The organism is Bacillus sp. LNXM12-1, from assembly GCF_003004375.1.
Classification (GTDB): Bacteria; Bacillota; Bacilli; order Bacillales; family Bacillaceae; genus Bacillus.
Genome location: NZ_PVWX01000001.1, coordinates 429,370 through 443,911 on the forward strand (window position 1 = coordinate 429,370; position 14,542 = coordinate 443,911).

The 14,542-nt window shown below is 37.6% G+C and carries 15 protein-coding genes and 1 pseudogene; 3 read left to right on the top strand and 13 right to left on the bottom strand.

Annotated features, from left to right (window positions below; genetic code table 11):
* Positions 1 to 15: 15 nt before the first annotated feature.
* The 10 genes and pseudogenes from C6Y07_RS02200 to C6Y07_RS02250 form a co-directional block, all read right to left on the bottom strand.
* A pseudogene (locus tag C6Y07_RS02200) lies at positions 16 to 351 on the bottom strand (transposase); the annotation flags it as partial.
* Between the two features lie 184 nt (positions 352 to 535).
* On the bottom strand, positions 536 to 1,117 hold the full coding sequence (locus C6Y07_RS02205) for a GNAT family N-acetyltransferase (protein WP_106156486.1): 582 nt from the start codon (positions 1,115 to 1,117) through the stop codon (positions 536 to 538).
* A gap of 409 nt (positions 1,118 to 1,526) precedes the next feature.
* Positions 1,527 to 1,946 carry an arsenate reductase (thioredoxin) gene (gene arsC / locus C6Y07_RS02215; RefSeq protein ID WP_106071487.1) on the bottom strand — a complete coding sequence of 140 codons (420 nt, stop codon included), beginning with the start codon at positions 1,944 to 1,946 and terminating at the stop codon, positions 1,527 to 1,529.
* 14 nt (positions 1,947 to 1,960) lie between these two features.
* A complete protein-coding gene (locus C6Y07_RS02220) occupies positions 1,961 to 3,259 on the bottom strand; it encodes an arsenic transporter (RefSeq protein ID WP_106071486.1) in 1,299 nt (432 codons plus the stop codon).
* Positions 3,260 to 3,271: 12 nt separating this feature from the next.
* Positions 3,272 to 3,619: an ArsR/SmtB family transcription factor gene (locus tag C6Y07_RS02225; protein ID WP_106156182.1), complete on the bottom strand. Its 348-nt coding sequence runs from the start codon at positions 3,617 to 3,619 to the stop codon at positions 3,272 to 3,274.
* Between the two features lie 557 nt (positions 3,620 to 4,176).
* Positions 4,177 to 5,280 carry a threonine synthase gene (locus C6Y07_RS02230; RefSeq protein WP_066030841.1) on the bottom strand — a complete coding sequence of 368 codons (1,104 nt, stop codon included), beginning with the start codon at positions 5,278 to 5,280 and terminating at the stop codon, positions 4,177 to 4,179.
* 72 nt (positions 5,281 to 5,352) lie between these two features.
* Positions 5,353 to 5,727 (bottom strand): RidA family protein, encoded by a 375-nt coding sequence (locus tag C6Y07_RS02235; protein ID WP_106071485.1) that lies wholly within the window; start codon positions 5,725 to 5,727, stop codon positions 5,353 to 5,355.
* 11 nt (positions 5,728 to 5,738) lie between these two features.
* The gene (locus tag C6Y07_RS02240) at positions 5,739 to 6,389 is read right to left on the bottom strand and encodes a helix-turn-helix transcriptional regulator (RefSeq protein ID WP_106071484.1); all 651 of its coding nucleotides are present in this window, start codon (positions 6,387 to 6,389) and stop codon (positions 5,739 to 5,741) included.
* A gap of 164 nt (positions 6,390 to 6,553) precedes the next feature.
* Entirely contained in the window at positions 6,554 to 7,234 is a 681-nt protein-coding gene (locus C6Y07_RS02245; protein ID WP_189293828.1) for a TetR/AcrR family transcriptional regulator, read from the bottom strand.
* Between the two features lie 42 nt (positions 7,235 to 7,276).
* Entirely contained in the window at positions 7,277 to 8,446 is a 1,170-nt protein-coding gene (locus tag C6Y07_RS02250) for an FAD-dependent oxidoreductase (protein ID WP_106047865.1), read from the bottom strand.
* A 267-nt stretch (positions 8,447 to 8,713) separates the two neighbouring features.
* Here C6Y07_RS02250 and C6Y07_RS02255 point away from each other — a divergent pair, with 267 nt between their 5' ends.
* Both C6Y07_RS02255 and C6Y07_RS02265 read left to right on the top strand, forming a co-directional pair.
* Positions 8,714 to 8,914 (top strand): hypothetical protein, encoded by a 201-nt coding sequence (locus C6Y07_RS02255; RefSeq protein ID WP_106047867.1) that lies wholly within the window; start codon positions 8,714 to 8,716, stop codon positions 8,912 to 8,914.
* A 435-nt stretch (positions 8,915 to 9,349) separates the two neighbouring features.
* The gene (locus C6Y07_RS02265; protein ID WP_106072788.1) at positions 9,350 to 10,687 is read left to right on the top strand and encodes a TrkH family potassium uptake protein; all 1,338 of its coding nucleotides are present in this window, start codon (positions 9,350 to 9,352) and stop codon (positions 10,685 to 10,687) included.
* A 227-nt stretch (positions 10,688 to 10,914) separates the two neighbouring features.
* On the opposite strand, the gene C6Y07_RS02270 is transcribed toward C6Y07_RS02265, so the two are convergent.
* Positions 10,915 to 12,060 (bottom strand): alpha/beta hydrolase, encoded by a 1,146-nt coding sequence (locus C6Y07_RS02270; protein ID WP_106047868.1) that lies wholly within the window; start codon positions 12,058 to 12,060, stop codon positions 10,915 to 10,917.
* Between the two features lie 108 nt (positions 12,061 to 12,168).
* Complete coding sequence (locus C6Y07_RS02275) at positions 12,169 to 12,828, bottom strand: TetR/AcrR family transcriptional regulator (RefSeq protein WP_060596454.1); 660 nt, start codon at positions 12,826 to 12,828, stop codon at positions 12,169 to 12,171.
* 164 nt (positions 12,829 to 12,992) lie between these two features.
* Between C6Y07_RS02275 and C6Y07_RS19265 the strand changes: the two genes are divergently transcribed.
* Complete coding sequence (locus tag C6Y07_RS19265) at positions 12,993 to 13,148, top strand: pentapeptide repeat-containing protein (protein ID WP_223250440.1); 156 nt, start codon at positions 12,993 to 12,995, stop codon at positions 13,146 to 13,148.
* Positions 13,149 to 13,403: 255 nt separating this feature from the next.
* Here C6Y07_RS19265 and C6Y07_RS02285 read toward each other — a convergent pair whose 3' ends face one another.
* Positions 13,404 to 14,330: an alpha/beta hydrolase gene (locus tag C6Y07_RS02285; protein ID WP_106072789.1), complete on the bottom strand. Its 927-nt coding sequence runs from the start codon at positions 14,328 to 14,330 to the stop codon at positions 13,404 to 13,406.
* Between the last annotated feature and the right edge of the window lie 212 nt (positions 14,331 to 14,542).

The following is a 14,542-nucleotide window of genomic DNA, read 5'->3' on the forward strand; positions in this document are numbered from 1 at the left end:
AGCGCCTTTCAGACCGTAGTTTTTACCGAAGGTAGAAAAGTGCGGAATTTTCTCGGAAAACCCATACCCAATAAACCAACGATAAGCAACATTGGTTTCAATTTCTTTAATGGTTTGACGCATGGAGCGAATGCCAAATAGATATTGGATCAAAACCATTTTAATGAGAACAACGGGGTCCACACTTGGTCTACCATTTTTGAAACTATAATGATCTTTAACAAGATTATAAACGAAGTCAAAATCGATCGCTTGATCTATTTTCCGTACAAGATGATCTTCAGGCACTAATTCATCTAAAGCCACTACTTCTAATTGGTTTCGTCTTTCTTCTTCACGTTTCGATAACATGTTCATTCCCCACAGAATTGTGTTATTACCCTTTATTATTATATGTATATTTTTTAGGGTCATAATTGTTCAAGTAAAGTTAGTTGCTCCGTTTGTTCAATAAGAAAAGGAGGTGCCGCAGCTACCTCCTTTGTTAAGTCAAAGCACCCTTTAGTTTTATAAGCAACACTTCGAAAATACGAGATTATTGTAGCATACTCTCCAATTTGTCCTTCACTAGCACCCATTCTTGGTCGATTACACTGTAATACACAGAGTCTCTTAAATAACCGTCAGGCATAACCATATGATTCCGAAGCACCCCTTCTTTTACCAAACCCAACCGTTCAATTGCCTGCTGAGACCGCACATTTCTGCTATCTGTTTTCAACTGAACACGAATTGTCCCAAGTGTTTCAAAGCAGTGTTTCAAAAGAAGATACTTACATTCTGTATTTATTCTAGTTCGCCAAACAGTTGGAGACAGCCATGTCCAACCAATTTCCAAGTTACGATTTGGTAGGGATATATTAAGAAAACGAGTGCTTCCCACAATTTTCCCCGAATTCTTATCGAAGATAACAAAAGGAAATTCGCTTCCTTGCTCTCTCGCTTGAAGTGCTCCATTCACAAGGGACTTCATATCTTCAATCGATTGAACCCTCATTGGCATGTGTGCCCATATATCTGAATTGTTTCCCGCATCAAATAATTCCTGTACGTGATAATCTTCCATAGGTTGTATCTTTACTCTATCTCCTATTAATACTACAGGCGTTATCTCCATAATTCTTCTTCTCTCCTTTTTTAGATATCGGCTTAAAGAAGACCCTATACCTTTAGCTTTAGTGTTGATAGTATCAAATAAACTGATCTTTTCTTCATCTTCCAAATAATGAAAAGCTAAAAATGGCACATTAATGAATGCATTTGTTTCTTCTAAATATAACTTAATTCCACCTAATCGATGCTGACCATCCATTTGTTAAAGAGACATTTGAAAATGGTGACAAGTAATATCTAATCCAACTTTAAGGTAGAATCTATGTGCATCATGCCTATGAACACCAGAATCTAGATGAAATTGTTCACACTCATTTTCCTTTGCTTGACTTATTAGCCAATCCCATAGAATTTTTGCATACTCGATCATCGCAATCCACTGAATTGATGTCTCCTTTCACATATAAAAGATATTATTCTCCAGTCTCAGCAAACTGTTTCAATCGATCTCCAATTTCATCTCTTACCCTTTGGAAAAATGCCCACCTCTCTTCTTCTGTTCCTTCTGCTTTTGCTGGATCATCAAAGCCCCAATGGACACGTTCGACATGTGGTGGAGTCATCGGGCATTTATCAGCTGCATCACCGCATAGTGTGACGACTAAGTCAGCGTGATGCAATATCTTTTGATCAATCAGGTCAGACGTTTGATTAGAAATATCAATCCCTATTTCTTTCATTGCTTTTACAGCATTTGGATTTAATCCATGAGCTTCAATACCAGCGCTATAGACCTTCCACTCATCTCCAAGATGTTTTTTAGCCCAACCTTCAGCCATTTGACTACGGCAAGAATTACCGGTACATAAAAAGTAAATTGTTTTCTTTGACATGTTGATCGTCTCCTTTAATGTATAATCATTAGCCAGAAATACAAAGCTAAAAGCGTGATGAATAGTGTTGGTACAGTTAAAATGACTCCTATTTTGAAATATGTGCCCCAGGAAATCTTCACACCTTTTTGAGAAAGGACGTGGAGCCACAGTAGTGTTGCTAAGGAGCCAATGGGCGTAATTTTTGGTCCTAAATCAGAACCAATGACATTTGCGTAAATTAACGCTTCTCTCATTATTCCTTGTGTATCGGTACCGGATATGGCTAATGCATCAATCATGACAGTCGGCATATTGTTCATGACAGATGAAAGCATTGCTGCGATAAATCCCATACCAAGAGTCCCTGCCAATAAACCTTGATCTGCTACAGCTTGGATCACGCTTGAAAGAGCATCAGTGAGCCCTGCATTTCGCATGCCATAGACAACAACGTACATACCTATGGAAAAGAAAACGATCGCCCATGGTGCTTCTTTTAGAACGCTTTTTGTTTGGACAGCAGGGCTTTTTTGTGCAATGACCAAGAATAAAATGGCAATCACACCAGCTATGACTGATACAGGTATAGATAAAAATTCGCTTGCAAAATAACCAATCAACAAAAAAGCTAATATATACCAAGATAATCTAAACATCTTTGGATCTTTTATTGCTTCACAAGGATGCTTTAACTCAGTCATATCATAGCGTTTAGGTATACTCTTTCTAAAGAAAAGGTACAGTACAGTGATACTCGCTAGCAATGAAAAAAGGTTTGGAACAACCATTCTGGATGCATATTCAATAAACGTAATGTTGAAATAGTCGGCTGTTACAATGTTCACCAAATTACTAACGACAAGGGGAAGCGAAGTTGTATCTGCAATAAACCCACTCGCGATAATAAAAGGGAATACAATTTTTTCATTGAAGTGTAATGCTCTGACCATTGCTAAAACAATGGGTGTCAAAATAAGTGCTGCACCATCGTTTGCAAATAAAGCAGCGACGATTGCACCAAGGATGGTCACATACACAAACATACGCAGCCCACTGCCTTTTGCAGCCTTTGCCATATGCAATGCTGCCCATTCAAAAAAGCCGATTCGATCAAGTATGAGTGAGATGACGATAATGGCAACAAAAGCTAAAGTCGCATTCCATACGATGCCTGTCACGGTGATCACATCATCAACATTCACAACACCTACGATTAATGCTAAAATGGCCCCTCCACATGCGGACCACCCTATGGATAAATTTTTTGGCTGCCAAATAACCAATACCAAAGTTAACAAAAATATGAGTAATGATAAAACGGCAAAACTCAAACCCATCCCTCCTTACGAACAAGAAATGTTTGTTGCGTTATGTTGTATGCTTTTTAAAAGGTCATCTTCTTTATCAATTAGATTTAAGATGATACAAATCGTCTCAAATTCTGGACACAGTGTATTGATTGAATAATAACGCCACTGCCCTTTTCTGTTCTCATGGACAAATCCAGCTTTTTTTAATTTTCGTAAATGCTGACTAATCGCTGGTTGACTCATTTCGAACTTATCTACCAGTTCACAAACACAATATTCCTTCTCCAAAAACAATTTCATCATAATGAGTCTTGTTTTATCACTGAGTATTTTTAAACAATTCGACATATGTAACAAACCAATTGAAACATCTGAAGTCACAATGATTCTCTCCCTCTTTTCAAATATTGGTGACGGTCCCTGTTATCAACTCCTCCAATATTATATAACTGAATACTTATATAATCAATTGATTATATGGATTTGAACAAAAATTTGTTCGCGTTAAAAATATTGATTAATGTTTTTTTCTTTTATTTTTTATTCATCAAAAAATTGATTATTGTAGAATCCTTATTTGACTATTGTTTATAAAGCATAAAATGGATCTACATTTCTTTCAATGGTCTGTCATATGACAATTCCATTCTTATATAAATCCCAATGGCTCATTTTGTTGATGCGCTAGCTCCATTCCTCCTACCAAATAGAGAGCGTTCTTTTTATCTATATCATCATCAGACCAAGTGCGGATTAGTTGACGCAATCTAACTGCAACGGTCTTACACACATCTGGCATTAAGTAACTATCAGAATCCTAAAGATCCAGCAATGGAATGATGTCATCTTGATAGTTTTCAAATGGAAGTCGGTGTAAGACCAATCTGCTTCGCAATGGCGGATTTCCATATTTTTAAAGAGAGACAATTCTAATAGGGTTATTTTGATTTAATCCCTGCACCACAAAGAGGTATGACAATGGTTTCTTCTGATTCCTTTTTATATTTCATGTAGCCAGCCAAATTGACTGCAGATGTCACTTCTACATAAAATCCTTTCTCACTTAGTTTAGAGCGTGCATTTAGAATCTCATCTTCTTTAATATCAATAAACGTACCATTGGTATCTAGTACAGCTTCTAAAATTTGTTTGGAGCGTGCTGGAGCAGCAATGGCAATCCCTTCTGCTAAGGTCCCTTTATTCGTCACAGGTGATGCTGATTCCTCTTCATTTTGATAAGCTTTCACAAGGGGTGCACAGTTTTTCGCTTGTACGGCAACGATTTTCGGTATTTTATGAATGAAACCATTTTCAAATAACTCTTTAAAGCCATAATACGCACCTAGGAGGAGAGTACCGTTTCCAACCGGAATGATTAAAGCATCAGGTGCTCCTTTTAGTTGCTCATAGATTTCATAGGCATATGTTTTTGTTCCTTCAAAAAAATAAGGGTTATAGACATGGCTTGCATAAAAAACGTTTTCATTGTCTACTGCCTTTTGTGCCGCAGCTGCAATGTCCTCACGTGTACCATGAATTGTTTTAATCGCTGCTCCATGTGCTTTTATTTGAGCAACCTTTTTAGGCGAAGTTTCATCGCTTAGATAGATGTCACAGGCAATACCACAACGTGCTGCATAAGCTGCAATCGCCGTTCCTGCATTCCCACTACTGTCAGCAATCACTTTTGATACCCCTAATTCTTTAGCCTTTGTCATTAGAACAGCGGCTCCTCGGTCTTTAAAGGATAATGTCGGCATCATATAATCAACTTTTACATAAGTGTTTGGCTCATTAGGGTCTAGAACGATTAAAGGGGATTGACCCTCCCCCATTGTGACAGTTTCCCAAGTCTTTGAACCTTTTGTAAATGGCATGGTTTCAACATAACGCCATAATGAATTTGGATAGTCATCCCAAGCTGCAACATCTATTTTCGGAGTATCTTTCACCAGATTTAATACTCCACCACAATCACATTTCCATAGAGTTGGTGTCATCTCATACTTTCTCCCGCAATGGTTACAAATCAATTGATTCATCGATCATCTACCCCTTCGAATATTTTTTTATATGAAATATAATTTTTTATATAGAGTAGGCAAAAAAATATCTTAAATATATGCAATGGCATCAATTTCAATTTTGAAACCAAAATGTAATTCATTCGTTGGTACAATAGTACGTGCTGGTTTATGTTCACCGAAAAAATTAGTATAAACAGCATCTACTTTGTCCCATAAATGAATATTCGAAATGTATAATGTCATGCGCAAGATCTTCTTTTTTTTACTTCCAGCAGCCTCTACAATCATCTCTACATTCTTAAGCGCTTGTAATGTCTCTTCTTCAATGTGGCCGAACTCTTTTTCTCTCGTTTCGGGATTGATGGCAAATTGTCCTGAAACATAGACCGTGTTTTGATGAATGGTTGCGAATGCATAGTGTCCGTTTGATTTTAGATTTCCTACCTCGAGTATGCTTTTCATTTTGACACTCCTTACCTCGATTTATTTTTGATTTCATCCAAATAGCTATAGACGGTTACTTTGGAAATGCCTAACATAGATGCGACCTTCTCAACAGATCCTTTCATTAAAAAGATGCCCTTTTCATCCATAAATTTAATTAGTTCAATTTTTTCATGACGTTTCATGACTGGATGAACACTGTTTTGAATAATTTGTTGAATCAATTGATCTACTATTTCTTCCACATTTTCAAGATCATCATTTGATGTTGTTTCTTTCTCTTGAGCTTCCACTTGTGTAGAAAGAAAAGTATCCATAAATTGCTGCATTTGATTTAGTGCTTCAACATCAAAATTGATACAGAAAGCACCAATCACCTTTTGCTTTGAATCACGTATTAATGAAGTCGAAGAACGAATCGTACGCTTATCTTCTGTTACAAATGTATAACCAGCCAGATAATCTTCTTTAAAATCTTCTGATTGTAATACAGTCTTTACTAGATGATCAAATGATTGGCCGATTTCTCTTCCTGTCACATGGTTATTTACTGTAAACATGACAGATGCTTGAGGGTTCGTTAAATCATGAATAACCACTTCGCAATTTGGTCCAAACATTTTTGCAGTAGATTTTGCTAAAGGAATATAACTCTCTAATAAATTCTTCATATGTTCCATGTCTAAGCACCTCATTTTTTTATTCCATTAAATTATATATTTTTTTATATACAAAGGCAATATATATAGATTTATTTATATATCATGATGCTCACAAGATCACAAATGTGAAAATAACCATATAAAAAAAGCAGCCATTGACTGCTTTTTGCTTGTGCTCCTTTCTAATTGCTTTCTTTCTGGATTCCATACAAAATGACGTCAATTCCCCATCGGAACCGTTCCATTGATACGGGATCACCTGCAAACATTTCTTCTTTTACACTATGAATGAAAGGAAAACGCGTTTTGTCTGCATCATGAAATGCTTTTTTTGTGTCTGAAATCTGCGAAGAGCCTTGTTTCTTCCAAGAGACCTTTTCGTAAGCTACGGAAGATACGTATAACAGTAACAGGTCTACTCCCCATGCAGCGGATGTAGATTTGATCCCGCCTTCATGCAATGCAGCGAGAATATGTTCGGTCAACTGAAGAAAGTTCGTTCCTTGTGGAATGGTGGAAAGAGAAATTTCAGCAAGACCAGGTTTTTCAAATAGCAGCAGGAAATAAGTATGCAATATTTCACATAACTTTTCTTTCCATGTGCCATCCACTGAATCTGGATAAACCATTTGGCCGAGACCATAATCCAATACGTAAGCACTTAGTTCTTGAAAATTGTTCACGTAGACATACAAGGATGCAGGTCCCGTATCCAATGCTTTAGCCACCTTACGCATACTCATGCCCTCTATCCCTTGCTCCTTAAGAAGCGCATAGGCAGTTTTAACAATAAGCTCACGGCTTAAGGGCTCTTTAGCCGGCCGAGACCGGCGACTTATAATACGACGATTTGAATTGTTCATACTCTCTTTATATCATGTCAAAGTAAAATAGTAAATTGAGCATCAATCACCGTTTACTTGAAAAGAATTCATCATATCTGCAAGCTTGACCGCAGCGTCTTTTGAAAAACACAGTTTTAAACTATTCTCCGATTCCTGAGCCTTTTCCGATGAATATTCATACATCATTTCTTCGTACTCTTCAATAGCCTTTTCAATATCATTAGGATGTCGGACAATAGCAAGTGCAAGCTCCATTGCATCAAACATCGCCATGTTTACACCCTCACCTGCGAATGGTGTCATGAGATGAGCTGCATCACCGATAAGTGTTACCCCTTTATGACGGTTCCATTTAAAACCGACAGGAAGCGTATAAATACGTCTTGGAATGATGACATCTTCTGCATAACGAATATAATTTTTCAGCTGATCATCCCAATCACTAAATAACTCTAATAATGGTTCTTTCGCTTCATTCGCTTGATTAAATGGAATGCCACAAGTCTCGATCCAGCTGCGTTCTACCATAAGGCTTGCATACACTTTTATTCGTCCATCTCCATTTAACTGACCAATAATTCCTTTGTGATCAGCTAAAGCAAACATCTTACCACGTTTATTAAATTCAGCTAAATCAGGGTGGTTCTCCTCTACGTTGAGGACATTCAGTTCCAGCATTGTGAGCCCGGAGTATTCAATATCAATATCTGTTAACAGCGGACGTACACGAGAAAATGCACCATCTGCCCCAATCAAAAGGTCAACCGTCTCGACAACCCCGTTTTCAAAATGAAGTTCTGTCATGCCGTTTTCTAATGAAACACATCTATCTAGTTTATATCCGTATTTGATGTTTTCAGCATCAATTTGATCTAACAGCATTTTACACAAAACACCACGATCAATTTCTGGCCGAGTGCCTTTTTCATGTGATTCAGTTTCTTCGTCTAGATAGATTCTTCCTGCTTTATCAAATAACCGGAAATCTTCTCCTTCATAGCGAGCGTTCTTTTGAAATTTCTCATAAACTCCTGCTTCCTTTAAGGCTTTTTGACCTGTTTCTTCGTGAATATCCAGTGAGCCTCCTCTTTCAAGACTCTTGTCATGCATCTCCCGTTCATAGATGGTTGTTTGTATACCGTAATTTTGCAGAATTAAGGCGAGTGTTAGCCCTCCTGGTCCTCCTCCAATGATAGCGATTTGCTTTTGTTTTTTAGATAATGCCTGCATCGTATGCATCTCCTCTTCTTTATGGAAGTAGTGTAAAACCACATCTCATTTATATTATAACGAACATCGTTCGTAAAGAACAGTGTTCGTTTAAAATGGTTTATTTCATGAATGTGTGCTTTAATTGTAATGAACCCAATCATTCGACACCCAAAGGATATAAATTGGACACTTCGATTTAGGGATTTTAAAGGATTTCAAATCATAACATGATTCTTAGATCAGTCGGTTCCTAATGTTTCAATGCTGAGTCTGCGAGGTGTTTCTATGAATAAATTATTGGCAATGTTGATATTAGGATTGAGCTTTAGTGGTGCTGCTCTCATTCTTTCTGTCCCTTTGTTATTCAAATCCAAACCAGAACAATTTGAGCTGATGTTTGCTGCTGGATCAGCAGGCGCATTCGCAGTATTTGCTGTCTCATGCCTAGTTTCTCGAAAACAATTCAATCGCTCATTAGAACAATGAAAAATCGTTTTTTGCGGCGTTTATTCACTATATATCTTTTTGAGTTGGATCAAATGTTTTTATCTTGTCTGCTATCATCTTCCTGTTTCATTCAAGATGGCTGTAAATGTGCTATTACTAAATATCAAGTCTTTTAAAGTCACGCTACCTGAACGTCTTCAATTGATCGAAACAAAAATAAGCCATTGATTCAATATGGCTTATCATGTAAAACTATATTCAGTCACAGCAAACTGCTGTAATCAACCCCCAATTTCATCTCTCACCCTTTGGGAAAATGCCTATTTCTCTTCTTCTGTTCCTTCTGCTTTTGCTGGATCATCAAAGCACCAATGCACTCATTTGACATGAGAATGAGTGATTAATAGACAATCGTATCCCTATTCGTTATATAATAACATTAAAAATTTCATGTGGTTGAAAGTAGGCTAAGGAATGTTTAAATTTGATCATTTTTTAAGTAAACCAGTAAAATTAACTCCTCCCCAGATTTTATTGTTTGGATTTTTGACTGTTATTGTAATAGGATCCTTTCTTTTGTCTTTACCTATTTCTACAGTCAAACCTATCCCCATCATTGATGCTTTCTTTACAGCTGTTTCAGCAACAACTGTTACAGGTTTAGCTGTGGTTGATACCGGAACAACTTTTACTTTATTCGGCCAAATAGTCATTATGCTGATGATACAAATTGGTGGTCTTGGTTTTTTAACTTTAGCCGTCATGGTCATCCTTTTGCTTGGCAAAAAAATAGGGCTTCGTGAAAGATTGTTGGTTCAAGAAGCCTTTAACCTCACAAATATTGGTGGTATTGTACGTCTTGTAAAAGTATTGTTTATCTTTTCAATGACTTTTGAGTTATTGGCGACGTGTATATTATCGTTTCGATGGATACCTGAATATGGCTTTTTAAAAGGATTTTATATTAGTTTATTTCATGCCATTTCTGCTTTTAATAACGCTGGATTTTCTCTTTTTTCAAATAGTTTGATGAACTATGTCAATGATCCACTGATCAACTTGACGATTACCCTCCTGTTTATCATCGGTGGTCTTGGATTTACCGTGATTTTTGATATATGGGATAAACGTAAATTTAAATTATTATCCATCCATTCAAAGCTTATGATCATAGGAACCTTCGTCACAAATGGTGTTGCACTATTATTGATATTCTTAATGGAATTTGGTAATCCGCATACTTTAGGTCCAATGAATCTTTTTGATAAATTATGGGCGTCATATTTTCAAGCTGTGACACCTAGAACTGCGGGCTTTAATTCTCTTGATATCGGACATATGCATGAGAGTTCTTTAACACTTATGATGCTTCTTATGTTTATGGGGGCTGGTAGTGCGTCAACAGGAAGTGGGATTAAGTTAACAACAATGATCATTATTGTGATTTCTGTTCTCCACTTTCTGAAAGGAAATAAAGAACCCGTTATATTTAGACGTACGATTAAGCATGATGTTGTCATTAAAGCTTTAGCAATCAGCTTTATCAGTTTATGTTTTGTGTTTATCACCATTTTCTTATTGACAATGGCTGAAAAAGCTCCTTTCATTGATATTGTTTTTGAGACCTTTTCAGCATTTGGCACAGTAGGTCTTTCTATGGGATTAACGCCTGATTTAACGTTTTTAGGTAAGGTAATTCTTTCGATTCTGATGTTTATTGGCAGAGTAGGTTCTCTGACCATTGTATTTATCTTTATGAAACGAACCAAAAGCCCAATACGTTATCCGGAGGGAGAAGTATTTGTAGGCTAATATGAGCAATGCTTGAAATGGTTCCCTTTTAATTTAATCATCAAGATGATGGATTGATCCACTTTAGATTTTTTTCTCTTCATTCACTACAAGCTGTTTGGAATACAGATCTGTTAGTACGGTCTCTTCTTTTCCAAACAATCAGCATTCGGTATTTAACGGAAAAGCTGAGATATTCAACTTTAAGCTGACGCTTGAAACGGCTTTGATCAGCAGCTTCTCCGTTATTACTTGTTGCTCGTTTTCTTGATTAAGTCCACGCCATCATATGACAGGCTTTCCACACGTGCAGCCTTTTGCAGAATGTAATGATCACAAAAGGTCTTCGTATAATCCGTCATAAGATTTCGCATATCTAATGCATCCCTTGTGCCTCTGAGTTCCTCATCTACACCGGTAAACACGATGTCGCAGTAATCTAAATGGGCAGCGCGATCAACAGAGAAATAAAAGGTTTCCATGCTGTTGTTCACGCCAATGAGCGCATTCATATGATAGTTAGGTTCAGAAAACAACAGCAGAAAAGGTTTATTCAGGTCGCTATCGAGAAGGCCGAATGCCCCGCTGTCCAAGCCAATTCCGCAGGAAAACCGGTCGTCATCCCGGCAAACAACCGCTGCCGTAGGTCCTCCATAAGAGTGTCCGACGATGCCCATGCCGACGTCAAGCATCAGTCTGTCATGAAAGATAGAATCCAATTCTTCAGAGTTTAGTTTGTGAAGATGATCGGCTACGTACCTTACATCTTCTGCCTGTCGTTCACTATATAATGTTAACTGATTAATGATTGGCAGAGCCAGGACGTTACGGCACATCTCAATGGCCGTTTCATCGTCAGGCCGCATCTTCATCTTGCCAGCCAGCTCCATCATCTCCGGATCTTCAGAAAACGCCATAATGACATCCGAAAAATCCTTTGATACATTCAACAGCTTCCCATCTTTCCGTTTATACATTGTGCTATTCTGATGGCCGATACTGACGACAACATAACCCAGGCTTGCCAGGTCTGTACAGATGGCTGTCCCCCATTCCGGTGAACCGCCCCCGCCGCAAACATAAAATAACACTGGATAGCGCTTTTTCTTCTCAGAAAGAGCAAGGTCGTCGTAACAATGAGTCTTGATATCGATAGAGAAAAAATTCTTCTCTTTCAGATACTCAGTGACAAGTGGCTGCTCATGAAGCATTTCGTAGACTTCAGGAAACATGTACGTTGATGGAGTCTTCCCTTCGCTGCTATCGGACGGATAGTACACAAACGCGGTCAATTCTCTTTTTGAGTCATCTGATGCTGTGTACTCAAAATCCATCTGGGTACGAGCGGCGGTATAGCTGCCGATTGGTTCTGGGAATGTGTCATACCTTTTCATCCTTTTGTTCCCCCTTAATAAATGAAAGTGCGAATGTGAAATACACATGGCGATATAAGTGCTTTCAAAACTGTAAAATGGTTACATCCAATCTTCAGTTCATCATCCTTATTCCTTGGCTTCCTTGAGATCGCTAACAACTTCAGCATATTTATCATCTCTAAGAAGCCCATGACCCATAAAGTCAGCAAAGTACTTGCTCATCTTATGCTGCAGGTTAGAATCCTTAATATCGAATTCCCTAAAAAACATGACTAAATTAAACTGCATAGATTCAAACATAAAAGAAATGAGGTCGTCATCAATATCAGGTCGTAGATATCCATCAACCCTCATGCGGCGTAACATGTCCTTGATTAAGGGGAATGACTCGCCCTTTAGCACATTCAAATATACTTTTAGTAAGGTGTTCTCTGGAATGTGTAAAAATGTTTCAACGAGTTTGATTTCCAGTTCATTCAATGGCTCAGTCGCAATGCCATTAGTGTTGTCAAATAAGCCAGTAAGGAAAAATTGAAAAAGAGAATCTTCATTGTTGTTATGAAAATACGCAGCTCTTTTCTTGGTCACATGTCGTATTAAGAGACAATAAAGGTCATCTTTGTCTTCAAAATACCGATAAAAAGTTCCGGGATGCATGGACAAACGATCCAAAACCATCTTCATCGTTATATCCTCGTAAAGATGATCAACAAAAAGATGCATAGCACGATTACATATGTCCTCACGTCTTGCTTCATCCAATCGAAAGAAAGTATTTTTTGGCATAAATGACTCCTTTATGTAAAGTGTGAACTCATTCACACCATATCGATAATTGATTCACATGTCAAGCTGTATTGAAATAGATACCGGCTCTTTGCTCGGAGGGATTTCACCCCAACGGTAGTACGATTGATCATTGTACCTTTATTCGTTCCGACTTGCGCTCTGTGGACATTGCCAAAATCAAAGCCGTTTTCACCAATTGCGAATTCTCCTCCTGCGATATGAGAGGAATGACATTGGAGAATGCTATGTTTATCGATTGTACTTTTTATCAATGTAGATTCAATGACCGCGTTTTACAGGCAGCGAATATCAGCTAGTTGATATAACGTTTGAGGGAGTGGTGACACTTCGTCAACTCCAGTGAAGAAGTGAACATTCATTATATTAATAGGAAATATGTATGTTTTAAACAAAAATTGGAATTTAAGGATTGCTTAACCCGAAGTGAATTGACAATCTGAATGTATTTCATGTTGAATTGAAAAAGGCTGCTTTCAAGTAAGCAGCCCATTCACTAAACTTTCGACTATTTCAATCAAATCATTCTGCATCTTTTTGTGTGAACTCAACCCCTAACGAGTGATCACCTGAATGATTTTCTCCTGAGCATCTTGTGCCTCAGGGATTGGCATGACAACAAATACATGAAGCATTTCAGGATAAACAAAGATTTTTATGTCAATTCCTTGTTCTGTTAGTTTTTCATCAAGCTTTATGGCATCTGGATATAACATATCATGTGTTCCAATAAAATGAGTAATCTTCCCAAGTCCTTTAAAGTCACCGTAAATGGGACTGATCAATGGGTCAGTTACATTTTTATCAGCTGTCCAAATCTTTGCAATGACTTCCATTCCTTCAGGACCTAGAATCGGGTCCTTTTTTGCATATTCAAACATGAGAGGATTGTTTAAGCTCATGTCAACACATGCAGATAATAAAATAATATCCTTCGGCTGCGGCAGACCTTCCTTCTTTAAAAGGTGCGCCAGACCAAGTGAGATATTTCCGCCAGCTGAATCTCCCATGATCGTCAATTGATTGGCACTTCCGGCAGTTTTCAGAAGGTCTTTATATAAGTTTAGGATTTTCGGATAGGTATTCTGGCAGCTATAATGAGGCACTTTTGGGTAAATAGGAGCCACCACTTTCGCATTGAGTGATTGCGCCATCTTATCCATGAACCACCAATGGAAATTCAAAGGCTGATTTGTCCACGCGCCGCCATGTATATATAGAATGACTTTTTGTTTTTGTGACGTTTGGTCATTCAAAGTGAAAACTTGCATGCCTTCGAATGTCTGCTCTTTTATCTCACTAATTAACTTCACATCATCCCCAATGGCATAAGGCTTCGTATTTTCTATTCCTTTTTGATCAAGAAATTTTTTTGTGTTTTCAATACTAGAAAAACTCTCTTTATTACTTTGGGAAGCGAATAATTTTTCAAATTGAATACTTTCTTCAGAACGTTCTCCATTAACAATTTCCACACTCATTTGTTTTCTCTCCTTTAAGTCAATTGTTTTATTGTTCATCCTGATGTATCACACGAAATGATTCGAGGAAGACTTGTATTTCTTTATCAGAGGTCTTTAACAAGTTAGATAAAAGGTCTTGAATTTGACGGAAGCGTTTGATTTTCCTTTCAATTTCTTCGTGTTTGTGATGGACTATCCTTCTTAAAGTATCAGGTTCTATGTCTTGACTC